Genomic DNA, 23884 nt, shown 5'->3' with positions numbered 1-23884 from the left:
GGATCGGTCTTTGACGAATGACACATCGGATAGATCAAAAGAACAAGGAAAAAGAACGGCAAAATGATGACCGGCTTTGATTTTAAGGTCTGAAACAGCATGCGGTGTGGCAGGTGCCATGCGCAATAACAGGATGCATTGATCCGGATTTGGCGCTACAAGCGGGTTTGTCTTTTGCTGACAGGGAAGCTTCTTTGTTTCGTCTGCAACCCATCTTTTTCGTTGTCGGGGTTATGGTCATTATCATCGGGATTTCGATGATGGTGCCGGCTGCCGTGGATCTTTATTACGGTAATCCTGACTGGAAAATCTTTGCCCAGGCATCGATCACGACAATCGGACTTGGCGGCATGGCGTGCCTTGCCTGCCGATCGGATATTGGGCCGCGTGTCACCGCCCGGCAGGGATATGTCCTGACCGTTGTGTCCTGGATTGCTGTCAGTGTAACCGGGGCATTGCCGCTTTGGTATTCGTCGCTGGATATCAGTTTTTGCGATGCCGTGTTCGAAACGGTTTCGGGTCTGACCACAACGGGATCGACCATCCTGTCCGGGCTTGACCAGTTGCCACCGGGGTTGCTGTTGTGGCGGTCCATCATGCAATGGCTGGGCGGGATCGGGATTATCGTCACTGCACTGGCATTGTTGCCGATGATGCGGGTTGGCGGGATGCAGCTTTTCCAGATGGAAAGTTCCGATCGATCAGAAAAGCTCAGCCCGCGCATGCGCGACATGTGTTTGCAGATCGTCCTGATCTATAGCAGCCTGACTTTCGTGTGCCTTGTTTTGTATCGCGTATTTGGCATGAACTGGTTTGATGCCATCAACTATGCAATGACGACATTGTCGACCGGTGGCTATGCCACGTCGGATTTGTCCTTTGCCAAGTTTGACAGCAGCCTGTCGCTGCACTGGATCGCCATTCTGTTCATGTTTGCCGGTGGATTGCCGTTTACCGCCTATGCCGTGGTGCTGCGCAAACGCAATATCCAGGCCGTAATCGGCAATCAGCAGATCAAGCTGTTCTGTCTGATCATCGCGGGCTTTACCGTGTTGCTGACGATCCGTTTGGCCCAGATTTCAGATGATAGTCTTTTCCGGTCTTTGACCATGGCGGCATTTAACCTTGTGTCGGTCATAACGACCACCGGGTTTGCGTCGGGGGACTATCTTTTGTGGGGACCAGCAGCAGTAATGCTGTTTTTCTTTGCGACCTTCATTGGTGGATGTTCCGGATCCACATCGGGCGGTTTCAAGATGTTCCGTCTTTATGTCGTGTTTACCGGGTTGCGTGCCCATTTCATGCGGCTGCGCAGTCCGTCGGCTGTCGTGGTCAGTCGTATTGACCGGCATGAAATCACGTCTGACATCTATAATGCCGTGACGGTTTATGTGTTCCTGCTGACTGTCAGCTATATCGCGGTGACCATCGCGCTTGGCATGACGGGGCTTGATCTGATCACGTCGATGAGTGCCGCGGCAACGTCACTTGCCAATGTGGGGCCGGGTCTTGGTAACATCATCGGACCGGCGGGCAATTTCCAGTCCTTGCCGGATTCTGCGAAATGGATTCTTGATATCGCAATGGTTCTTGGGCGACTTGAATTCGAGACCCTTCTGGTGCTTTTGATGCCGTCATTCTGGCGGGATTAACCCCGTCATCCCTTGTTTCGGGAAATATCGAACGGCTGTGACGGACGCCACAGACGGCGTGACCGGTTTGATACAGGTTTGTGCAATGTTGTGAAGGCAACAAACAAAACAAACGAACAAACAAACCTGGACACGGACATGATGCTGCAGAACAAATTCACGCGCAAAATGGCCACTGTTTTTTCGGTACTGATGATTGCTGGTGTGGTTTCGGCCTGTTCACCGGAAGTCGGCAGCGAGGAATGGTGTGCCGATCTTAAGGAAAAGCCCAAAGGCGACTGGACGGCCAATGAGGCCGCGGATTTCGCAAAACATTGTCTTTTCTGATCGTGTGAATGTCTGACCGGCACGGTCCGTGCTGGTCGATTCTTTGCTGATGTCTGGAAATGCCGTCTTCACGACGGTTAAATCCGCCCTTCGACACCTGCTTGGCGGTGGTACTGTCGAAGGGCGGATTTTTGCGTCTGGCCTATGAAAAACGACATGGAACAAACTGTTGTCAGGGGCGTTAAAGACAGAACATTTCCGCGCATAAGTGCGATGCAGCAAGGTACATTTGCGTTACCTTGATAAATCCCTATAATGCGCGGCCCGCGAATGATCGCGGTAGTCGAATACGACAACAATTTTTATACGAGGTTAGACAAGTATTATGAGTGCCGAAAATCTCCATGTCGGTGTGATCGGCGCAACCGGTGCGGTTGGCGTCGAGCTGATCAACGTTATGTTTGATCGTAACTTCCCTGTGGGTGAACTCACCCTGTTCGCATCCGAGCGTTCAGCAGGCAAGACCGTGGAGACTAAGTTTGGCACTAAGACCGTCGCGCTGTTCTCTGTCGAAGAAGCAAAGCAGTGCGACATTGTCTTCCTTGCTGTTTCGGGTGATTTCGCCAAGGAATATGCGCCGAAGATCGCCGAAGGCGCGCTGGTGATTGATAACTCGTCGGCATTCCGCCTGAATGACGATGTTCCGCTGATCGTGCCGGAAATCAATGGTGACCTTGCCAAGACCGCGAAACTGATCGCGAACCCGAACTGCACCACGGCGATTGCCGCGGTTGCACTTTGGCCGCTGCATCAGGCGTTTGGCCTTAAGAAAGTCATCGTGTCGACCTATCAGGCGGCATCGGGTGCCGGTCAGCCGGGCATGAACGAACTGCGCGAAGGTCTGGCTTCCGGTCTTGAAGGCAAGCCGGTTGCGGCAGAAGTCTTTGCCCATCCGCTGGCATTCAACGTTATCCCGCATATCGACAGCTTCCAGGACAATGGCTACACCCGCGAAGAGATGAAGGTGACCTGGGAAACGCGCAAGATCTTTGGCGCGCCGGATCTGCCGGTATCGTGCACCGCGGTTCGTATCCCGACCGAGCGTACTCATTCCGAAGCGATCGTCGTGGAAACCGAAAAGGCCGTTACCCCGGCGCAGGCCCGCGAAGTTCTGTCCAAGGCCAAGGGTGTGAAACTTGTCGATGATCCGGCAAACAACAAATATCCGATGCCGTTGACCGCGACCAAACAGTATGACGTCGAAGTCGGTCGTATCCGTTCTAACCTGATCTTTGGGGATCACGGTCTGGAACTGTTTGTTGCCGGTGACCAGCTTCTCAAAGGTGCGGCCCTTAACGCGGTCCAGATTGCAGAAGCATCGATCGCCGACTAAACCCGGCTTTGATCCTGATATGAAAATGGCCCCGTCAGATGATCTGGCGGGGCCATTTGTTTTTACAGGGTTCTGTCGAAGCCGTGTCGGGCCGGTCAGGCCATTCACGCCAGTGAAATATGATCGCGTCCGGATGCCTTGGCGGTGTAGAGCGCGTTATCAACGCGCGCCATCAGGGTTTCGAGGTCTTCGCCGTCGCGATACTCGGTCACACCGGCGCTGATCGTAATCAGGATCTGGTCACGGCCAAACCGCACAGGTGCCTCACGGATATTATCCGCGAGTTCGCGGGCCTTGATCATGGCGTCCTGGCGACCGGTTTCTGGGAATATCACCACGAATTCGTCCCCGCCCCAACGGCAAATCAGATCAGATTCACGTACATTGGTGCGGATCGATGTCAGAACTTCGCGCAAAACCGCATCACCACCCGGATGGCCATAGGTGTCATTGATGCTTTTGAACCCGTCGAGATCAAAACACATGACAGACAATGGCGTCTTTTGACGACGGGCGGTTTTGGTTGTCTGGTCAAAGACCATGTCAAAGACCTGACGATTGAGGCTTCCGGTCAGCTTGTCCCGTGATGCCAGTTCTTCGAGCCGGTTCTGGTAATTTCGAACCGTCAGATAGGCAACAAGACCGACTATGACGGTGATCAGAAGCGAAATACCGATATTGGCAAACAGTGTGTTTTGCAGTCGGCCATTTGATGAATAATCGCTTTGTTCAACGATCAGAAGCCATCCGAATTCCGGTACAAGGCGGCTGTTGACGAAATATGTATGGCCATCTTCCTCATACGACATCGAGGCACCCGGCGATGTCAGGATCTGTGTGGCAAGATGGCGCATGCCCTGGCGTTCGTGCAGATTTTGAGCATCGCCAAAGCCGCTGCCGCGCAATGTCACATGACCCTGGGTATCGACAAAATAGATCGTCCGGCCATACCGGTTCTGATAGGTTTCAATCAGGTTGGTGACTGAACTGACTGACAATCCGACGCCTGTTATGCCAATGACATTCCCGTTATAGTCGAGCACCTGATAATTGACGAAGATCGACATGCGGGACCGATCGACCGTGTCATGGTCGATATTGATTTCATAAGGCTTTTTGGCATCGCGCGCCCGGAAGTACCAGGCATCGGCGGGGTCGTCTTCGCTGATCTGTTTGATCACGCCGCTTGGATGATAATAGTTCCGGGTTTTATCCGAGATAAAATAGGACGTGATGGTGTCGTAGCGTGACTGGATTTCGGTCAGATATTTGATGATGCGTTTTTCATCGGTCTCGCCGGACAAGGCCCAGTCGCGCACAAAGGTATCATGGGCCATCAGCGACGAAATGAAGATCGGCTGAAGCAGGTCACGCTGGATTTCGGAATAGATATTGTCGCTGGTTAGCGGAAGTGTCGTTTCGGAAATCTGTTCTTCAAGCGAATCCCGTGCGACATAAAAGCTTACAAAACTTGTGGTCAGAAAACCAACCGCAAGAAGAACGCATAAAACGATAGCGAAATATAACTTCTTCCCGTGCACGGAAAGCTCCCCAAAGATAAAACCTTATATCGCTGGCTGTTTTATGCTCAGCACTTCCAGTTTGGTAATCTACGGGAAAGAACGGATCATTGCACGGGCCAAAATGGCACGGGGTGCCAAATGCAGTCGGCGATTAATTTGGTTTGAATCAAAAGAAACCGCCAATCAGGTGACTGGCGGTTTCGTGAAACTTTTGCGTGTGTATGCCCGGAACTAGCGGCGGAATACGATGGTTTTGTGATCGTTGCGGAACACGCGATGTTCGCAATGCATCTGAATGGCGCGGGAAAATACGACCGATTCAATATCACGACCGATTTCGACCATGTCATCAGCGGTCATGGTATGATCAACGCGTTCGACAGCCTGATGAATGATCGGACCTTCGTCGAGGTCTGCTGTCACGTAATGCGCCGTTGCGCCGATCAGTTTCACGCCGCGCGCATGCGCCTGGTGATAGGGTTTCGCACCCTTGAAGCTTGGCAGGAACGAATGATGGATGTTGATGCAACGCCCTTCAAGTTCCTGACAAAGGTCGGTTGAAAGCACCTGCATATAGCGGGCAAGACCAACCAGATCAGCTTCATATTCCCCGACCAGATCAAGGAGCTTTTGTTCCTGGGTTGCCTTGGTCTCTTTGCTGACCGGCAGGTGATAATAGGGGATGCCGTACCATTCGACGATGCCGCGCATGTCTTCATGGTTTGAGACGATGGCCGGGATTTCGATATGCAGGTTGTTGGATGCAACACGGTGCAGAATATCATTCAGGCAATGGCCGAATTTCGACACCATCAGCAACACTTTGGGTTTGCGATGGAAGTCGTGCAGTTTCCACTGCATCGAGAATTTTTCGGCAACCGGTGCAAATTTTTCTGCAAATTCGGAATCCGTGCGCAAGGCGCGACCAGCTTCAAATTTGACACGCATAAAGAAGCGTTTGCTAATGGGGTCACCAAACTGTTCAAGTTTGGTCACGAACGCGCCTTCGTCGGCAAGGAAGCTTGAAACGCTTGCGACAATCCCGAAGGTATCGGGGCATGTGATGGTCAGAATAAAGGTTTTGGCGAGTTCGGACATTTCCGCGGCTGCTTTCTTTCTTGAATTTGTTTACCCCGCCGATATAGCGGCGATCAAACGTCCTGCCAACCCGGAAATGGCGGATTTCCGCCTATGCCAAACCTGCCAGAACAAAAACGCATAGCCGATAAAGGACTGGACTTTATCAACGCTTGTGCCAAGAATTCCGCTGCTTGTCATGAATGGGGTACATGTTGTCCGCAATTTCGGTTATGCAGTGCCCTTTGGGGCTGCCCCTGAAACCAGAACAGCAAATGCATCATGCCGCAGCATCCGGGGGGAGATGCGGCACTATATGCCAAGAGGCGTTTCATTGATTGATTTCCGTCCTATTCTTTTCATTGTCGGCATTTTGTTGTGCACGCTTTCCATAGGCATGTTCGTGCCGGCACTGGTTGACCTTTATTACGGTCAGTCGGACTGGATCGTGTTTTCCGCGGCATCATTCGTTTCGCTGTTTGTCGGCGGTGCATTGATCATGATGAACCGGATGGACAATCTGAAGATCAATTCGCGTCAGGCTTTCATCCTGACGACCTTGAGCTGGGTGGTTCTGACGGCGGCATCTGCGCTGCCCTTTGCCTTTTCCGATCTTGATATGTCCTATACCGACGCGTTTTTCGAAGCGATGTCGGGAATCTCGACCACCGGGTCGACCGTTATTGTCGGGCTTGATACGGCCCCGCCGGGAATTTTGTTGTGGCGTGCATTGTTGCAGTGGCTCGGCGGGATCGGGATCATTGTGATGGCGATTGCTGTCATGCCGATGCTGCGCGTTGGCGGGATGCAGCTTTTCCGTATGGAAAACTCCGACAAGTCGGACAAGGCATTTCCGCGCGCGACCCAGATCGCCATGGGCATCGCCATGCTGTATCTGAGTTTTACCGCACTTTGGGCGATCCTGTTGTGGTGGGCCGGCATGACGCCGTTTGATGCGATTGCCCATGCCATGACCACGATTGCCACAGGCGGTTTTTCGACCAAGGATGCATCGGTCGGGCATTTCGACAGTGCCGCAATTGACGTCATCATCACGCTTGGCATGGCGACGGGTGCATTGCCATTCATTCTGTATTTGCAGATGTTGCGCGGGCAGGGCAATGCGCTTTTCCGCGACAGTCAGGTCCGTTGGTTTTTGACCATTGCCGTTTCGATCATTGTCGGATTGGCGTTCTGGCATTCGGAAACCAATGGTGTGCCGTTCCTTCATGCCTTGCGATATACGTCATTCAACATTGTGTCGGTGATGACCGGAACGGGTTATGCGACGACCGATTACGGCCTTTGGGGGCCATTCGCGGTTACGGTGTTCTTCTTTGTGATGTTTGTCGGGGGCTGTGCAGGGTCGACGACCTGCGGGGTCAAGATCTTCCGTCTTCAGGTGCTTTATGAGATCGCCAAAATTCAGCTGTCGCACATGTTGCGGCCGCACGGGGTGTTCATTGCCTATTACAACCGCAAACCGCTTTCCGAAGATGTTACCGAATCGGTTTTGAGCTTCTTCTTCCTGTTTGTGTTCTGCTTTGTTGTGCTGGCAGCGGCCCTTGGGGCGATGGGGCTGGACTTCATTACGGCGGTTTCCAGTGCAGGCACGGCCATTGCCAATGTTGGTCCGGGCCTTGGCCCGATTGTCGGGCCATCGGGGAACTTTGCGACCCTCCCGGACGGGGCAAAATGGTTGATGTCGATCGGGATGCTGATCGGGCGCCTGGAAGTCTTTACGGTCTTGGTTCTTTTGTTCCCGGCCTTCTGGCGCGACTGATCGATCGTCCTTTGTTCGATGATTTTAAACACCCGCAGGTATCGCGCCTGCGGGTGTTTTGCGTCGGGCCTGTTGACGAATTAGGACAATTGACCTAATCTTCGAAATAGGACAGATGTCCTAGTCGTTCAAAAGCAGGAAAAGCAATGTCAACGCGCGACCGGATCATCGAGACAGCAGATCGTCTTTTTTATCAGCAAGGGTTCGAAGCAACCTCCTTTGCCGATATCGCAAGTGCGGTTGGTATTTCACGGGGCAATTTTTACCATCATTTTAAAACCAAGGATGACATCCTTGATGCGGTGATCAATCAGCGCCTGGTGAATACCGAACAGATGCTTGACCACTGGGAAGTCACGGGCAACGACCCGGCTGAGCGTATCCGAAGCTTTATCCATATCCTGATCGTCAATGGTGAGAAGATTCGAAAGTTCGGCTGCCCGGTTGGCACCCTGTCATCGGAGCTGGCAAAGCTTAACCATTCGGCGCAAAGCGATGCCGCCGGGTTATTTACCCTGTTTCGGACCTGGTTGGGCCGGCAGTTTTCGGCCCTTGGCTTTGGTGCCAAATCCGATGGATTGGCAATGCATATTCTTGGGCGCAGTCAAGGTGTCGCCACCCTTGCAAACGCCTTTGACGACAATGGGTTTCTTCAAAGTGAAGTGACGCTGATGTGTGACTGGCTTGATAGCCAGATCGCCGATCTCAACAGATCTGCTCAATCGTGAACAGGGAATGCAATGATGTTTGTCGTATTGCTTAAATTTGCGGAAAACCGCAGCCGTGCCGGACAATTTATGGACGGTCATAAATCCTGGATCCAGAAGGGATTGGCGGACGGCGTGTTTCTGGTTGTTGGAAGTTTACAGCCCAATTTGGGTGGCGCGGTTCTTGCCCATGGCGTCACCCGTGAAGATCTCCAGGCCCGGATTGATCAGGATCCGTTTGTGATTGAGGGCATCGTATCGGCAGAAATCATTGAAATTGCGCCCGGGCAGACCGATCCGCGGCTTGAATTTTTAAAGGCGTGAGCAATGGACAGGATTGTGACCGGGCCGGACGGGGAATGCCGGTGTTCATGGTGTGATGCAGCACCGGAATTCAACACATATCATGACACCGAATGGGGATTTCCGGTTACGGATGATCGACGTCTGTTCGAAAAGATCTGTCTGGAGGGGTTCCAGTCGGGGTTGAGTTGGCGCACCATTTTGTCAAAGCGCGCAAATTTCAGAGCCGCCTTTGCGGATTTTGATTTTCATCGTGTTGCGCAATTTGATGAAACGGACATAGCGCGTCTTTTGCAAGATGCAGGGATCATTCGGCATCGCGGCAAGATCGAAGCTACGATCAACAACGCACAGCGTGCCTGTGAGATGGTCGAACGCGAAGGATCGCTTGCCGCCTATTTCTGGCGATTTGAACCTGATCCGACGGAAATCGCGACGCCGCAGACAATGTCGACATCTCCGACATCGGTGGCCTTGTCAAAAGACTTGAAAAAACGGGGTTGGAAATTTGTCGGACCGACAACCGTTTTTGCCTTCATGCAGGCGATGGGGCTGGTCAATGACCATGCAAAGGGCTGCTTTTTGAGGCCGAAAATCGAAGACATCCGCAAGTCATTCGTGCGTCCGCTATAGGATGGAACTCTGATCAGGCAGACCCAGAAATCTGTTCCGATAAAAAGACACCCCTTGCCCGGGGGGAGCAAGGGGTTGAGGGTCAGGGACCGTTTGAATGGTCCCTCGATGATAATCCGGCAAGGATTATTCAGCTGTCTGATCGTTTCTATCAACCGCAAGGCGCGTCTATTTCCAAAATCAACGCTTTTGGGGTCTTCTTGCAGGTGATTGACCGATCAGGGAAATCAATCAGGCGATACCGAGCCTTGGGTCAGGAGCGGATCGGGGATCGGGATTTCGGCCCGGCATCGCCTTGAAGACAAGGTGCCAAAGATCATTCCCAAGATAAAATTGAATATAAAAAATGTTTTGATAGATTTAAACTATCGATATGACGCATTGCGATAGGGCAATGCAGCAAAATCAGGTGATTATCGGCAGTTTTACACCGAAAACAGCGCCGTCCGGGCCTGTTGCAACGAGGCGAAGTTCGCAATTATGCGTGCTTATCAACTCCCGCGCGATGGCAAGCCCCAAGCCGGTGCCGCCTTTGCGACCACTTCCGGCAAAGGGAACGAACAGGTTTTTGATCGCCTTTTCGGGCAATCCGGGGCCATTATCCTTGATCAAAACATCAATGAAACTGCGCGACTGATCCGATTCGTCGCTTGTTTTTCCGGCAATCGGATTTGACCATGTGATAGTGACGATGTCTGCCCCCGCTTCGAGCGGGTTGCGGATCAGGTTGCTGAAGGCGCGAAACAGCATGTCATAATCTGCCTCAAGCATCACATCGTCGGGCAAATCGATGTCGATGCGCGCGGTGCAGGGTTCGGCTTTATCGCCAAGATCACGACCAGCGGCCCCATCCATCAGGTCTTCCGACTTCTGCAACAAGATCTGATCGCGGATCTCCTCGATCAGTTCAATCAGCGTGAATTTCGCCAGATCACGAGGTGCCGGTGTTTCGCGGGCAAAGGACAATGTTTGTTCGCTGATATAAACCGCGCGCTCCATCGAAGACAGCAGTCGGGGCACGACTGCGCGGACTTCGTCGTCCTGACTTTTGGCGAGCTGCTCTGTCATCAGCATCGATGTTGCCAGTGCATTGCGCAAATCATGACTGATTTTGGTGGCCGCCGTTCCCAAAGCAGCCAGACGTCGGCGCTGATTGAGCATCGCCTGGATGTCTTGCTGCATGATGGCCAGTTCCTGACGGGCGACACCGATTTCATCGTCGCGCAGACCCGGTGTGATCAGCGACGATTTGTCCTGGGGGTTTTCGCGAAACCGGATCATGTCATGTGTCAGTGTGCGCATTGGACGCACCAGCAACCGATTGAGCGCAAAATACACCAGACCAGCTGTAAAGAACGAAATCATCAGCGACAGGCCAAACACCCGCCAGCCAAAATTGCGCATTGCCTTGGTCAGTGCTTTTTCATGAACCAGAATTTCAATTTCGAAATCCGGTGCCATTGACGGCATGCCGATGACACGTAGCATGCGGTCTTCGGTTTGTGCCAAGGTTGCCAGGCCTTCCATTACCGCCATCGGGATGGAAAAGTTGGTCAGATTGACGTTCTTGTCGACCTTGGCGGGCATGTCATCGCGTTGCAAAAGAAGCTTGCGGTCTTCGCGGCGCAGAATGACGGCCTCAATCCCGGCATTTGACAGCAGTTCCTTTTCAAGATCATCGGGGATCATCTGATCAGGGGTTGCTTCAAGCGCCAGTGCCGCAAGATAGCCGGAATCAAGATGTGCCTTAAGCCAGTCGACCCTGAACCGCGCAACGGACGGGGCAAAGACAAAGATCTCTGCAAGCATCACAAAACTGACCGTCAGCACCAGCAGGCGTGCGGAAAGCGATTTGGCCCATGGGGGCAATTTAAGATGCGGCCGTTCCATAAGGAGATGTTAGTCAGAGACCGTCAAAAAAGTACAGTGCTACAGAAGCTTGTTTGTCTTGAGGACATCGGGCCCTTAGCCAAGCTTGAGAAGGAAACGAACAATTTTTCGGGTTTTTTCGCTAAACAGGCTGGGAGTGTACCAGGCACCGGCAACCCGTTTGGACAATTCACCAAGGGTCGGGTACGGCGCGATCATGCCGGCAATCGCCCCGATTTTCATTTTCTGTGAAATCGCGAATGACCAGAGCCCGATCAGCTCGCCGGCCTGACGGCCAACGATCCCGGCACCCAGAATGCGGCCTTTTGCGGTTGTGACGACCTTGATGAAACCGGTTGTATCTGCCTCGGCCCGGGCGCGATCATTTTCGGCATAATCCCATCGGACAACCCGGATACTGTCACCATATTTGGCACGCGCCGCGGTTTCGTTCATGCCAGCCTGGGCAAGTTCGGGCTGGGTATAGGTCACCCAGGGAACCGCATTGTAATTGACCTTGGCCGGGAGTTTGAACAAGGCATTTCGAATGACAATTCCGGCGTCATATCCCGCCATATGGGTAAATTGCAGACCACCGGTTACGTCGCCAATCGCAAAAATCTTGCGGTTCGAGCTTCGCAGGCGTTCATCAACGATGATACCGGTTCGTTCATATTCAACACCTGCCTGCTCAAGGCCCAGATTTTCAACATTCGGCTTGCGTCCGGTGGCAAGCAGAAGGTGGCTGCCCTCAAGCGTGATTTCGATGCCGTCATGCTCAATGATGACACGAACATTGTCACCGTTTGACTGGACTTCCTTGGTTTTGCTGCCTTCATAAAGGGTGATGCCGCTGGCTTTGATATTGTCGCGGACCACAGACACCATGTCTGCATCGTCTTTTGGCAGAATGGACATCATTTCAATGACGGTCACCTTGGCGCCAAGTTGCTGATGGGCCTGTGCCATTTCAAGTCCGATCGGACCGCCACCAATGACAATCAGATGTTCCGGGCAAACACGGTTTTCAAAAATGTTCTCGTTGGTGAAATAGGGAACGGCATCAAGACCCGGGATCGGGGGCACTGCTGCGCGCGATCCGGTTGCGATGACAAAACGCTTCGCCTTGATTGTGCTGTCACCGGCAACAAGGGTGTCGGGGGCTGTGAATTTTCCTTCTGCCTGTATGACGTCGCAGCCCAGTTCTTCAAATCGTTCAACCGAATCATGGGGCGCAATGCCCGAAATTACCGAATGAACATGATCGATTGCCTGATCGAAATTAACGCTTACCGAGCCGGTTGAAATGCCAAACCGCGAAGCTTTACGTGCATTTTCGGCAGCATGACCCGCCGCCAGAAGGGCCTTTGAGGGCACGCAACCGGTATTCAGGCAGTCACCGCCCATTTTGCTCTTTTCGACCAGGACAACCTTTGCGCCCATCTGAACGGCCCCTGCCGCAACCGAAAGACCGCCAGACCCGGCACCAATGACGCAGATGTCGGTTTTGATCAATTTACTCATCTGAGCTGGCCTCATTCTTGGATTTGCGAAGTTTCTTATAGGCAACCGGCAGCATCGCCAGAACAGCCAGTCCAATAATCGGGGTCAGAATTCGGGGTTCGAAAATGACGCCAAGATCGGGTGTCTTGCCCTGATCAAACAGGGCACCAAGACCGTCACCGATAGATGCGTAAACAAAGGTGCCCGGAATGATGCCAAGCAAGGTCCCCATGGCAAAGGAGCGCAATTTCACCCCGAGCAATGCCGGCACCAGATTGACCAGCCAGAACGGGAATATCGGGATCAGGCGCAAGACCATCAGATAGCTGAAGGCATTTTCGGAAAAGCCGTTTTCCATTTTCCGAATTGCGCTGCCCGCCTTGTCATGCATGACATCGTAAAACGCGTATCGCGCGGCAAGATAAACGATGACAGCGCCAAGGGTCGCGGCAGTGACGACATATGTGGTCCCGAGTACGGCACCAAACAAAAAGCCCCCGGCAATGGTCAGAACTGATCCAAGCGGCAAGGACAGGGCAACCGCAATCACGTAAATCGCCATAAAGCCCAGAATGCTGAGCACAGGTTTGCTGGCAACGAGGTCCTGCAACTGGTCGCGATTGTCACGTAACGTGTCAAAGGACAGCAAATCCAGAAGGCCGCTGCTCCAGGCGGCAAGCAGGCCGCAAATCAGAACCACAAGTGGCAGCAACCGGCGCCAAAGCGGTTTGCGCGCAGCCTGATTCTGATCTGTATGTTCTGTTTTGTGGTCGGACACTGTTGGCGCCGCTGAACTGGTTTTGGTCATATAATTCACGCTCTTGCATGGATCTGGTGACGGGGTGAAGAGCAAAACCCGATAAACAGGATTGCATTAATTTCGGCAAGATTAGAGCGAATTCTCCAAAGAAGCTTATGAACTGCTTTCACCATTGCGTGAGGAAATCGCGATCACCGACAAAGCATCAATCCAGACAAAGCTGCGCAGAAATCCTGATGGTCTGGTGCTTGACGTCGGGGAAATCTGGACGTATCGTCTGCGCATCGTGGGATTTGTCGACCGGCTTGCGGCCACGTAAAAAATCGCTAAAGAGGGGTAAAACGGCTTCGGCCCTGACCCATTCATGCCGGTCAGGGTTTTTTTGTGCCCGGAACGCACCAATATCTTCGGGCATATTAGGAGCAAGACGATGACGACCGAAAAAAAGGCTTCCGATAACTGGCGTGCCGCGACCCGTTCCGTTCGTGGTGGTACCGCGCGCACCGGTTTCTCCGAGACGTCCGAAGCCATCTTTATGAATTCCGGATATGTGTATGAAACCGCCGCCGAGGCCGAGGCCTCCTTTGATGGCAGTGGTCCGGAACGCTATGTCTATTCACGTTTTGCCAATCCGACCGTGAACATGTTCGAGGAACGCCTTGCGTTGCTCGAAGGCGCGAAATACTGCCGGGCGACCGCATCTGGCATGTCGGCGGTGTGGAATGCGCTTGCGGCCTGTACCAAGGCCGGCGGGCGTGTTGTGGGTTCGCGCGCATTGTTCGGGTCTTGTGAATTCATCCTGACCACGCTTTTGCCGCGCTTTGGTGTTGAAACCGAACTGGTCGATGGTACGGATCACGCCGCATGGGAAGCAGCCCTTTCCAAGCCGGCGGATGCGGTCTTTCTTGAAACGCCGTCCAACCCGACCCTGGAAGTTCTTGATATCGCCTTTATCGCCGATCTGGCGCACAAGGCAGGTGCGAAAGTCGTGGTCGATAACGTTTTCGCGACCCCGATCCTGCAAAAGCCGATGGAACTGGGTGCTGATATTGTTGTCTATTCCGCGACCAAGCATATTGATGGTCAGGGGCGCTGTCTTGGCGGGGCCATCCTGTTTAACGACAAGGAATGGCATGACGAACACCTGACGACATTCCTGCGTCACACCGGGCCGAGCATGAGCCCGTTCAACGCCTGGGTGCTGCTCAAAGGTCTTGAAACACTTAGCCTGCGTGTGGACCAGCATATCCGCAACGCATCGGCATTGGCGGAATTCCTGTCGGAACAGCCGCAAGTGTCACGCGTTATCTATCCGGGACTGAAAAGTCACCCGCAGCATGAACTGGCAATGAAACAGATGTCTGGTCGGGGCGGTGGATTGATCGCGATTGAGCTTGCCGGGGGCAAGAAAGCAGCCTTTTCGTTGCTTGATAACCTCAATCTGATTGATATCTCCAACAATCTCGGCGATGCCAAAAGTCTGGCCACCCATCCCTGGACGACAACGCATCAGCGTGTCCCGGCCGAGGACAAGATCACGATGGGCATTACCGAGGGCATGCTGCGTTTGTCTGTTGGTCTGGAAGACATTGATGATCTGAAAGAAGATCTGCTGGCGGCCCTTTCCGTATAACGGATGGTGATACGGTAATCCTGATATCGGAACGGCCCGTACAATGTGCGGGCCGTTGCTTTTAGAAGGGTGTTCTGGCGGCCTGGCAGTAGCGGCGAAACTGTTTCGCAACTATTGTGACAGGCCACTGGTACTTCTTATGCAGACTGTCTACATATGGCTCATCAATTGTGATCTTGGCTGACAGAAGATGAATGGAACACATTTGGCCTGGAGACGTGCATGTATTCGACCGTAACCCACGACATCAAGGTTTCGGTGCAACCCGTATTCCTTGAGGATGAATCCGATCCTGATACCCATCGCTATGTTTGGGCCTATCGGATCGAGATTGAAAACCTCGGATCCAAAACCGTCCAGTTGCTTAGTCGCTACTGGCGGATTACGGATTCACGCGGGGAAACCCAGGAGGTCAAAGGCCCGGGTGTTGTCGGCGAACAGCCCGTCCTCGCAGGTGGGGAACGTTTCAACTATACCAGTGGCGCGCCATTGGCGACGCCTAGTGGCTTTATGGTTGGGACCTATGAGATGATGGACATGGACGGCAATCATTTTGATATTGCCATTCCTGCCTTTTCTCTGGACAGTCCCCATGGGCAACATACTGTGAACTGATATAAAAGCGGGTCAGGAGCCCCACCAAGCCGGGATTTATCCCGCACGGAAATGACAAAAGGATTTAGTATGTGCAGCGAACATAGCGCCGTGAAACGTCCAACACGCGAAGAAGCAGAAGATGCGGTGCGGACCCTTCTTCGCTGGGCGGGGGACGATCCCGACCGCGAAGGATTGCGTGGGACGCCCGATCGTGTGGTGCGTTCTTATGGCGAATTCTTTGCGGGCTACCAGCAGGACCCGGCCGAGATTCTGCGACGGACTTTTGAAGAAACCGACGGCTATGACGAAATGGTTGTCCTGCGTGACATCCGCGTTGAGTCATATTGCGAACACCACATGGTGCCGATCATCGGTGTCGCACATGTCGCCTATCTGCCGCGTAAGCGCGTTGTTGGCATTTCCAAACTGGCCCGTGTTGTCGAAGTCTATTCCAAACGGTTGCAGATTCAGGAAAAAATGACGGCACAGGTCGCCAACACCATTCAGGAAGAACTCGATCCGCTTGGTGTTGCTGTGGTGATTGATGCCAACCACCAGTGCATGAGCACCCGCGGCGTACACAAAACCGGCGTATCAATGGTCACCAGCCGGATGCTCGGTGCATTCCGCGATGATCCGATTACCCGTCGTGAATTTTTCGCGATGATCGGTCGCTAATCGCGCCGATAGCATATTGAATGACAAAGGCCGCAGCATCTCGGGTGCTGCGGCCTTTTTATTGGCAGTGTCTTGCGACAGGCCCGTTGCCTATTCGCGGAAACTGCTGTGGCAGGATTTGCAGGTCCGCAAGACCGAGCCCAGCGCGCCCTTGAAGGCATCTTCCGAGCCGTTATTGGCTGCAACCGTTTTGAGTTCCGATGCACTGGTTTCAAGCTCGATGGCAAGGTCGTTGAATTTTGACCAGTCCGACCAGATATCGGCATGGGCTTCTGATGGCTTTCCGTCGCTGCCTTCCGGGAACAGGCTGGTGAAGTTTTCACCGGCGTGACGTTCAATGATTTCGGCTGATTGGGCGACCTTGGCCGGATCATAAGGCAATGTGCCTTTCATCATCGGTACCATGATCTTGACCTGCTGGCCGATGGCTTTCATGCCATCCATGCGTTCTTTGACAACGCCGCTCGCACCTTCATGGGCGATGGCGGCAATGCTGACCGTCGTGGAAAGTGCCAGGGCGGCTCCTGCTAGAAATTTCAACTCTCTCGTCCCCTGTATTCGACAATTGTTTTGGATAAAGGCGGTTTCTCTTAAACGCCAAATCGCTCAAGGATGTTTTCAACCGATCTGACATATGGCGCACCAAACAGGCGCACATGCACCAGTAACGGATAAAGATTATACAAATCCCTGCGTTCTTCAAAGAACCCTGGCGCGATTGGCAAAATTTCATGATATTGCCCGAAAAAATCCGGTCCCAGATCGCCAAACAGTGTCCCGAAGGCCAGCTCGATTTCGCGGTCACCATAATAAATTGCCGGATCAATCAGGGCCGCAACCCGCCCATCCTGACACAGGATATTTCCACCCCAAAGGTCCCCATGCAGAAGCGAACCTTGTGGTTTGTCATCAATGAAATGATCTAGCCGCTGGATAAGGTGATCAATCCGCACAGTCAGCGATGCGGGCAATTGCCCCTCGCGATGAGCTGCCTGCGCCATGTGTCGCAGGCGATTCTCCCCGAAAAAGGTTACCCAGCTTTGCTCGAACCTGTTGGGCTGGTGCAATCCCCCGATCAGGGTGTCAAACGCAAGGCCGAATTTCGGAGCAGTGACCTGATGCTGAGCGGCAAGCTGGATGGCCAGATCACGCTGAACGCTTTGTGACATCCGGTTGTCATTTGCGACATAGTTCATCACCAGACAGTCTTGGTCAGCATGAATGACATCAGGACAGGCAATCGGGGAATGTTTCGCGAAATAGCGCAACATTTCTGCCTCTGTCTCAAGATCGCCATTGGCGCTGTTTGCAATCTTTGCGACAACTGATCGGCCATCGCTCAGATCCAGCCGGATGACCTCGGCAAAGGAACCGCCAGACATGTGGGTAATCTGTTTGACCGGGCAGCCGGTCAAACGTTCAATCAGCGATGTTGCGGCATTTCTGTCCATCTTTGGTGGCTGTGTTACAAGCCGTGCTGTTTACGGATATGAGACAACAGATTGTTTGACGTTTCTTCGATCATGTCGAACACGCGGACAAAACCGTTGCTGCCACCATAATACGGATCAGGGACACTTTGCCCGGCCATTTCGGGGTGGTAATCGAGAAACAGTTCGATGCGATGTTGATGTTCCGACGGGGCCTGACGACGCATGTCGCGCAAATGGCCATCATCCATCGCCAGAATGTAGTCGAACTGTATATAGTCGCTTGGCTTGATTTTGCGGGACCGGATATCGTTCAGATCATAACCGCGGCTTTCGGCCATTTCCCGTGATCGGGGATCTGGCAATTCACCAACGTGATAGGCAGACAACCCGCAGCTATCGATGTCGATTTGGTCGGAAAGTCCGGCCTGGTCAACAATTTTACGGAAAACCCCGTCTGCGGTGGGGGACCGACAAATGTTGCCGGTACAGACAAAAAGAACCTTGATCACGCCATATGTCCGTTAAATGTGAATTCGGAATGGCCCAGACTGACATGCACGGGCGGTTCGGGCAATATGTGGCGTTCCGCCATATGCTCATCCTGTATCCGTCATCTGTCCTTTGCTTGTCTGGCTGATTGGAAGTTCTGATGAAGATGCTGTTATGTAACAGCTTCGTGACATTTTGGATCGTGCGCTGACAGTGCAATCAATAGTTTGTATGATCGCGCCAAACTTGGAATTTTGGCGTGTTTCGATGCAGGAATTTGTTTCTTTCGGATTGCATGTTGCCCTGATCCGGCAATTGGCCTGGTTGCCGCGCGGGTATGATCTGGTCCCGGCGGGCACCGTAGTCACATCTGCCAAGCTGCGCAGCATCATGCTCGCGCTCGAAGAATCAAATGGTCCGGCGGTTCTGGTGCGCCTTGGTCGGCATCTCGCTGCCAAGGAACAGGAACCGATCCTGACAATGTTGCGTCATTCGGCGACACCGGCGGTGATTGCCGATCGTTGGCGCCGTCTGGAAGGTTATTCCCACGCCCGTGCACGCAGCGAATTTTCAATTACCGGAAAATCCATGAGCATCCATCGCGGTGTTGTACGCGGACAGCCGCCTGCCCGGGTTGAAAACCTTCTTCTTCAGGGATTTTTAATCGGCCTTCTCGAAGCTGTCGGTGCCGAAAATATCGACAGCACGATTTTGCCAAGCCACGGCCCCGCCATCCGCGTCATGCGCAAGGGGCGGATCAATAACAAGCTCGACTTTACCGGTCGCGGGCTTCGTTTCCGCATCAATTGGAACAGTTTTGAGCCGGTCTCTTCGTCCTATCCTTTCTTGGCCAATATGCCTGGAACCGCGCCGGCAATTGGTGCGCAACGGCCGATTGTCAGGCAGCTTTTTGCAATCCTTGAACAGGATATCGGACGCAGCTGGACAATCGACGAAGTCGCTGCGGCACTTGAAACATCCGGCCGCACGTTGCAGCGACGCCTGCAACAGGCCAGCAGTCGGTTCTCTGATATTTTGCGTTTGGTCCGCGTGCGCGAAGCATGCCGTCTTTTGTGCGGTACGACCCTGTCGGTTGGGGAAATCGGCTTTTGGTGCGGCTTTACAGACAATGCGCATTTTTCCCGGGATTTCAGACGCTTGATGGCAATGCCACCATCTGTTTATCGCGAAGCAAGCATCGGGCATGCCGGGCTCACACGGGCATAGGAACAGCACAAACTTGTCGATTGCAGGGATCTTGTTGTACCGCTGTGGCGCGCGCATCTCATTGACCTGACTGATCGCGTTGGGTATCAGCACCAAACAGACGGCGCGAACCTTATCCCGCTTGTATTTACGAGGCTGCCATGACCGACGCACTGAGTTCTGCCAACCAATATGCCGGCTTTTTGCCGCCGCGTTTTCATGACCGGCCCGATGCCGATGACGTAACGGTCAAGACCTGGGTGGTTGGGGATGCATTGCCCGACCATTTGGTTCCCGACATTCCATCCGCACTTTCCCTTTTCTTTGATCTGGTTGCGCCATCTGGCGAACGTGCCGGGGCATCGGGATTTGCCATGCTTTGGCTTGATCGCCACCCCCATGAACAACCGGGATGGCGGCTTTCGATCGGTCATGTTGGTGATGTGGATGCACTGGAACAGGCGGTGGCAAAACCGTTGGCCCGTCTTGTCGGCATGATGCCGCTTGCCGAATTTGAAACGGAAAACTGGCATTTGACCCGCCCGCTTTGGCGCAAGCGTGCCGAACCGGTCCGACTGGTTTTCTGGGGAAAGTTTGCCAAGCATGCGCGCACGGTTCTTGCTCATGGTGATGGTGCGGCTTTTTATCAGCCGCTCGGTGCCGGGCTTCGTGCCGATCACGTTGCAACAAGTCTGCCGCTGCTCGAAGACATGCTGGGGGATCCGTTGCTTGTCGGGGGCATGGGGTTTGAAGACGCATTGCGTCTGGGTATTTGTCTTGGCCGCGCGCATTTGATCGAAAGCTGGATCGATGCTGGCGGGGCTGAAAAGGAACCTTTCTTTAGGCCAATGCGAATCTGGCATCAGGCATGGCTTGCCAATGCCCTGATTGATCCGGCGGTGGCAAGTCTTGCCATGTCGGGGAAGCCGCCGATGCCGGCGCTTGATTTTGCTGCCGACAGCACACCAGAAAGCCGGCGTACGTCACTTGATGAATTGTCAGGCTGGCTGACGACGGTCTTTTTCACCGACGAATATCCGGCTTTGCGCAATGCTTTTATTGCCGGTGTGCAAAATGCGGTGTGGCTTGACAGTGATCTGCAACAATATCTTCAACCACAACAACGTGCTGAAATCCTTCAGGGATTGATGCCTTATTGTCGCTGGTTCCTGGCCATGGCGCTTTATAACCATCTTGGCAATCTTGCTTCGGGGACGGCCCGGGCCGACCAGATCGAATTTTACACGACTCTTGTTGATGCGCTGCCCGAATTGGCCCCGCTTGGTGAATTGGCGACACAGCGCGATATCGAACAGCACATTATTCGCATCGATGCCGCACGGGCTGCTTCGGCTTTTGATACGCTGGTCCTGCCATTTTGCGATCTGTTGATGCCGCGGCGCAAGTTTGATGCGACGCGCTCCTAAGCATCAAAAACCCAAGTCTGCGCATAAAGAACAAAGGCCCGCCTGAACACACAGGCGGGCCTTTTCATTGCAGGGATTTTCGTTTGAACAGATCGCGGATCAACTGCGCGCCACATAGGCGGGGATTGCGCGGCGCGAAACAATGGCAAACCGTATCGCCAAACCGCAAACCGCCACCAGACTTGCGATCACGATGCCCCAGAACAGGCCACGTACCCCCATATCGCGCTCGAATGTCAGGTAATATCCAGCCGGGATCATCACAAAGATATAAGACACCAGATGCAGGACGGTCGGCGCCCATTTGTCACCTGCACCACGTAATGCACTGATCGCGGCATTTTGCCCGCCATCGGTCGGGAAAATAATCGGCATCAGAACCAGAACCGAAACCGTGGTTGCAATGACATTGATATCTTGTGTGAACAGATGTGAAACCCCGCCCGGGAACAGATAAAGCGGGATGCTTAACCCGAACATGACAATCATTGTGGTCAACAATCCGATCCAGCCAGCCAGTGCCATATCCGGCCGGTCCCGACGGCCATAGGCTATCCCGACCCTGACAGATGTCGCAGACGCCAGTCCAAGTGCCACCATGAACATAAGTGCCAGCATGGTCATCGCGATGCCATAACTTGCGGCGGCGATAACGCCAAGGCGGCCGGCAAAAAGTTGCATCGCGGCAAAGGCACTTGTCTCCATGCCCTGGCTTGCGCCTGCGGCATGGCCAAGATGTCGGGCATCGCGCGATCCTCGCCACCATCCGGCAAATCCGTTTCTGATGCCATACTGATCATGCCCCTTCATCACCAGAACATAACCAAGCAGGATCAGGGCCATGGTCCAGCGAATAACGCTTGATGTCCAGGCAGCACCCTCAGCCCCAAGTTCGGGCAAGCCGAATGCGCCATAGACCAATCCGTAATCAAGAACCAGATTGATAAGATTGGCGATGATCATGACGATCATGCCCGGCAGGGGGCGTTGCAACCCTTCAAGGAAAAAGGCGCAGGTCGTATAGATCAGCGCCGCCGGCATCCCGATTGACAGAATGATCGCAAGATGACCGGCCTCGGTCGCAATATCATCGGGCTGGCCGGTTACCACAAACAGCCACTCGGCCTGCCATGTCAGGAAGGTAAACAAAAGACCGATCAGAATGGTATAGGGCATGGCATAACGCCATACCGATCCGGCTTCCTGCCAGTCTTCCCGCCCCTTGGCATGGGATGTCAGGATCATCACACCGGTCAACAGGCCGATACCGGTTACCATCAATGACGTAAATGGTGCATGTGCAACGTTAAGATAGGCAAGCCCCGCACTGTCATAATTGCCAACCACAATGGTATCGACAACGGACATGATCAGCATGCCCAACCGTGCAATGGTCACAGGAAGGGCAAGCCGGAAAAGCTCACTTAGATGGCGCTTGACCCGGTTGTCGGGATAAAGCGGTGTGGGGGATGCCGCGGGATCCGGCGGCGGTGGTGCCACGGTCCCGTCTTGTGGGGCGATTGTCATATATACGTTTCCTTTTTGCACCCGGTGGCGCAGGCAATGGGGTGGCGCTGCCTGCTGCACGGATCGGGATGCTCTTATTATGGTCCGGTACGGACACTGTTATCTTTATTATCTATGGGCGGCAAAAGGACGCCGCGGGATTGCCAACAGCAACTTGGCCGGGTCGTCGGTAATGACCGATGTGACCCCCCACGAAAACAGCTCCTTCGCCCGGTCGACATCATTGATGGTATAACAAACCAACGGAACACCGGCATCGACAATCTCGGCTGCGCTGACCGGGGTCAGGGCAGCATGGTCGATATGAATGGCCGATGCGCCAAGTCGATCATATTCTGCCTTCCATTCTTTGGGCAGGGTCTCAAGCAGCCAGCCACAGGGAATCTCCGGTGCATGCTTGCGCATTTCGGCAACCGCAACATCGTCAAAGCTCGAAATCAGGATCGGTAATGCCTTTGCGCGCTTCAGTTCGGCGATCACTTCGTGACACAGGCGCACCGGATCACATCCCGACGGCTTGATCTCAAGATTGGCCCCCATATCCATGAAATAAAGGGTCTCAAGCGTATCGGTAAGGGTCGGGATACGCTCTCCCTTATATATGTCCGAAAACCAGCCGCCGGCATCAAGCTCGCGCAGGGCGGCAAGATTGCTGGCATGGATCGGCCCTGTTCCGTTGCTGGTCCGTTCGAGTGTGTCGTCATGAATAAGGACGCATTTGTCATCGGAACTCAGCGTCACATCGCACTCGACCCATTTGGCGCCGCGGGCACCGGCAACCCGGAATGCGGCAATGGTGTTTTCCGGTGCTTCAATTGATGCACCACGGTGGGCGACAATGTGCGGGATATCGATCACGGTTTTTGGCCTTTTAACAGCAAGGGGCGCAATGCAACTTCGTGGGGTACGGGGATGGTCCGGTCATCTCCCTGCATTGCCAATGCGGACTGATGATTCTCTTACGCCAGTTGGTTTCCATGAAAAAGCGAAAATCTTTTTGCGATTTGAACGCCTTCTTTGGGGTTCTAGGGACGAAGTCATTGGACTCCATATTCTAATTGGCGCGTCAGAGTCGAATAAATCGGCAGTTTCTGGTGTTATGCGCGCATGTGGATCAAGCTATGCATATAGATGCGCTCTCAGTGAAAACCCCGAAAGCCAAGGGTTTGCGCGGACCGTTTCGGGGATGGAAAAAACAATCTCTGAAAATCTCGATGAATCTTCAAAAAAGGTATTTACAGGTCAGCGTTGGGGCCCTATAACCCGCCTCCACCGACGGGGTGCGGCGCTAAACGAAACGGCGACGCGGACTGGATGGTTAAGGGCTTCGGTCCTCAAGTTCTTTGACATTGTTGATAAGCAGGAAGGGATGCGCGGGCAGCGTTATGGCGCCAAAGTCTGTGCATCCTGGAGACGACGGATCG

The 23884-nt window shown here is 53.6% G+C and carries 23 protein-coding genes and 1 riboswitch; of the genes, 13 read left to right on the top strand and 10 right to left on the bottom strand.

Annotated features, from left to right (window positions below; genetic code table 11):
• Positions 1–194: 194 nt before the first annotated feature.
• The 3 genes from AUQ42_RS04040 (at position 195) to AUQ42_RS04030 (ending at position 3312) form a co-directional block, all read left to right on the top strand.
• Positions 195–1652 (top strand): TrkH family potassium uptake protein, encoded by a 1458-nt coding sequence (locus AUQ42_RS04040; protein WP_231856678.1) that lies wholly within the window; start codon positions 195–197, stop codon positions 1650–1652.
• Positions 1653–1790: 138 nt separating this feature from the next.
• Positions 1791–1979 carry a DUF3012 domain-containing protein gene (locus tag AUQ42_RS15610; RefSeq protein WP_197460776.1) on the top strand — a complete coding sequence of 63 codons (189 nt, stop codon included), beginning with the start codon at positions 1791–1793 and terminating at the stop codon, positions 1977–1979.
• A 325-nt stretch (positions 1980–2304) separates the two neighbouring features.
• Positions 2305–3312, top strand: a complete 1008-nt coding sequence (locus tag AUQ42_RS04030; RefSeq protein WP_068517782.1) for an aspartate-semialdehyde dehydrogenase — start codon at positions 2305–2307, stop codon at positions 3310–3312.
• 104 nt (positions 3313–3416) lie between these two features.
• Here AUQ42_RS04030 and AUQ42_RS04025 read toward each other — a convergent pair whose 3' ends face one another.
• Together AUQ42_RS04025 and purU are read right to left on the bottom strand one after the other, a co-directional pair.
• Positions 3417–4853 carry a diguanylate cyclase gene (locus AUQ42_RS04025; protein WP_068517780.1) on the bottom strand — a complete coding sequence of 479 codons (1437 nt, stop codon included), beginning with the start codon at positions 4851–4853 and terminating at the stop codon, positions 3417–3419.
• A 213-nt stretch (positions 4854–5066) separates the two neighbouring features.
• A complete protein-coding gene (purU, locus tag AUQ42_RS04020) occupies positions 5067–5933 on the bottom strand; it encodes a formyltetrahydrofolate deformylase (RefSeq protein ID WP_068517777.1) in 867 nt (288 codons plus the stop codon).
• A 295-nt stretch (positions 5934–6228) separates the two neighbouring features.
• On the opposite strand from purU, the gene AUQ42_RS04015 reads away from it, so the two are divergent.
• The 4 genes from AUQ42_RS04015 (at position 6229) to AUQ42_RS04000 (ending at position 9338) form a co-directional block, all read left to right on the top strand.
• A complete protein-coding gene (locus tag AUQ42_RS04015) occupies positions 6229–7695 on the top strand; it encodes a TrkH family potassium uptake protein (protein WP_228195114.1) in 1467 nt (488 codons plus the stop codon).
• Positions 7696–7841: 146 nt separating this feature from the next.
• Positions 7842–8423 carry a TetR/AcrR family transcriptional regulator gene (locus AUQ42_RS04010; protein WP_068517775.1) on the top strand — a complete coding sequence of 194 codons (582 nt, stop codon included), beginning with the start codon at positions 7842–7844 and terminating at the stop codon, positions 8421–8423.
• 15 nt (positions 8424–8438) lie between these two features.
• Positions 8439–8726 (top strand): YciI family protein, encoded by a 288-nt coding sequence (locus AUQ42_RS04005; RefSeq protein WP_068517845.1) that lies wholly within the window; start codon positions 8439–8441, stop codon positions 8724–8726.
• 3 nt (positions 8727–8729) lie between these two features.
• On the top strand, positions 8730–9338 hold the full coding sequence (locus AUQ42_RS04000) for a DNA-3-methyladenine glycosylase I (protein WP_068517773.1): 609 nt from the start codon (positions 8730–8732) through the stop codon (positions 9336–9338).
• 405 nt (positions 9339–9743) lie between these two features.
• On the opposite strand, the gene AUQ42_RS03995 is transcribed toward AUQ42_RS04000, so the two are convergent.
• From AUQ42_RS03995 to AUQ42_RS03985, 3 genes are all read right to left on the bottom strand, one after another.
• On the bottom strand, positions 9744–11228 hold the full coding sequence (locus tag AUQ42_RS03995; RefSeq protein WP_068517768.1) for a HAMP domain-containing sensor histidine kinase: 1485 nt from the start codon (positions 11226–11228) through the stop codon (positions 9744–9746).
• A 75-nt stretch (positions 11229–11303) separates the two neighbouring features.
• The gene (locus AUQ42_RS03990; protein ID WP_068517766.1) at positions 11304–12731 is read right to left on the bottom strand and encodes an NAD(P)/FAD-dependent oxidoreductase; all 1428 of its coding nucleotides are present in this window, start codon (positions 12729–12731) and stop codon (positions 11304–11306) included.
• Entirely contained in the window at positions 12724–13488 is a 765-nt protein-coding gene (locus AUQ42_RS03985) for a TVP38/TMEM64 family protein (RefSeq protein ID WP_231856677.1), read from the bottom strand. The genes AUQ42_RS03990 and AUQ42_RS03985 overlap by 8 nt, the downstream gene beginning before the upstream one ends.
• Before the next feature lie 258 nt (positions 13489–13746).
• Positions 13747–13821: riboswitch (SAM riboswitch) on the top strand.
• Positions 13822–13900: 79 nt separating this feature from the next.
• Here AUQ42_RS03985 and metZ point away from each other — a divergent pair.
• The 3 genes from metZ to folE all read left to right on the top strand — a co-directional run bounded on the left by metZ (position 13901) and on the right by folE (position 16378).
• The gene (metZ, locus tag AUQ42_RS03980; RefSeq protein ID WP_068517762.1) at positions 13901–15103 is read left to right on the top strand and encodes an O-succinylhomoserine sulfhydrylase; all 1203 of its coding nucleotides are present in this window, start codon (positions 13901–13903) and stop codon (positions 15101–15103) included.
• Positions 15104–15325: 222 nt separating this feature from the next.
• Positions 15326–15718, top strand: coding sequence for a Co2+/Mg2+ efflux protein ApaG (gene apaG / locus AUQ42_RS03975; RefSeq protein ID WP_068517760.1), 393 nt, complete (start codon positions 15326–15328; stop codon positions 15716–15718).
• Positions 15719–15787: 69 nt separating this feature from the next.
• Entirely contained in the window at positions 15788–16378 is a 591-nt protein-coding gene (folE, locus tag AUQ42_RS03970; RefSeq protein WP_068517759.1) for a GTP cyclohydrolase I FolE, read from the top strand.
• Between the two features lie 90 nt (positions 16379–16468).
• On the opposite strand, the gene AUQ42_RS03965 is transcribed toward folE, so the two are convergent.
• The 3 genes from AUQ42_RS03965 to AUQ42_RS03955 are packed head-to-tail and all read right to left on the bottom strand — an operon-like array spanning position 16469 to position 18320.
• Positions 16469–16918, bottom strand: a complete 450-nt coding sequence (locus AUQ42_RS03965; protein WP_068517757.1) for a cytochrome c — start codon at positions 16916–16918, stop codon at positions 16469–16471.
• Positions 16919–16968: 50 nt separating this feature from the next.
• On the bottom strand, positions 16969–17829 hold the full coding sequence (locus tag AUQ42_RS03960; protein WP_068517755.1) for a fructosamine kinase family protein: 861 nt from the start codon (positions 17827–17829) through the stop codon (positions 16969–16971).
• Positions 17830–17843: 14 nt separating this feature from the next.
• Positions 17844–18320 (bottom strand): low molecular weight protein-tyrosine-phosphatase, encoded by a 477-nt coding sequence (locus AUQ42_RS03955; protein ID WP_068517754.1) that lies wholly within the window; start codon positions 18318–18320, stop codon positions 17844–17846.
• A gap of 247 nt (positions 18321–18567) precedes the next feature.
• On the opposite strand from AUQ42_RS03955, the gene AUQ42_RS03950 reads away from it, so the two are divergent.
• Both AUQ42_RS03950 and AUQ42_RS03945 read left to right on the top strand, forming a co-directional pair.
• Positions 18568–19527: an AraC family transcriptional regulator gene (locus tag AUQ42_RS03950; protein ID WP_068517844.1), complete on the top strand. Its 960-nt coding sequence runs from the start codon at positions 18568–18570 to the stop codon at positions 19525–19527.
• A gap of 140 nt (positions 19528–19667) precedes the next feature.
• Entirely contained in the window at positions 19668–20933 is a 1266-nt protein-coding gene (locus AUQ42_RS03945; RefSeq protein WP_068517753.1) for a hypothetical protein, read from the top strand.
• 99 nt (positions 20934–21032) lie between these two features.
• Here the strand turns inward: AUQ42_RS03945 and AUQ42_RS03940 are convergent, their stop codons facing one another.
• Together AUQ42_RS03940 and AUQ42_RS03935 are read right to left on the bottom strand one after the other, a co-directional pair.
• Positions 21033–22460: an MATE family efflux transporter gene (locus AUQ42_RS03940; RefSeq protein ID WP_068517750.1), complete on the bottom strand. Its 1428-nt coding sequence runs from the start codon at positions 22458–22460 to the stop codon at positions 21033–21035.
• A 108-nt stretch (positions 22461–22568) separates the two neighbouring features.
• The gene (locus AUQ42_RS03935; protein WP_068517748.1) at positions 22569–23318 is read right to left on the bottom strand and encodes a glycerophosphodiester phosphodiesterase family protein; all 750 of its coding nucleotides are present in this window, start codon (positions 23316–23318) and stop codon (positions 22569–22571) included.
• An 82-nt stretch (positions 23319–23400) separates the two neighbouring features.
• Between AUQ42_RS03935 and AUQ42_RS15975 the strand changes: the two genes are divergently transcribed.
• Positions 23401–23884 (top strand): hypothetical protein (locus AUQ42_RS15975; RefSeq protein WP_231856676.1); only part of this gene is annotated, 484 nt, incomplete at its 3' end.

Source organism: Thalassospira sp. MCCC 1A02491 (assembly GCF_001613785.1).
Lineage (GTDB): Bacteria > Pseudomonadota > Alphaproteobacteria > Rhodospirillales > Thalassospiraceae > Thalassospira > Thalassospira povalilytica.
Note: the sequence above shows the minus strand (reverse complement) of the source record. Positions and strands in the feature narration are given on the sequence as shown.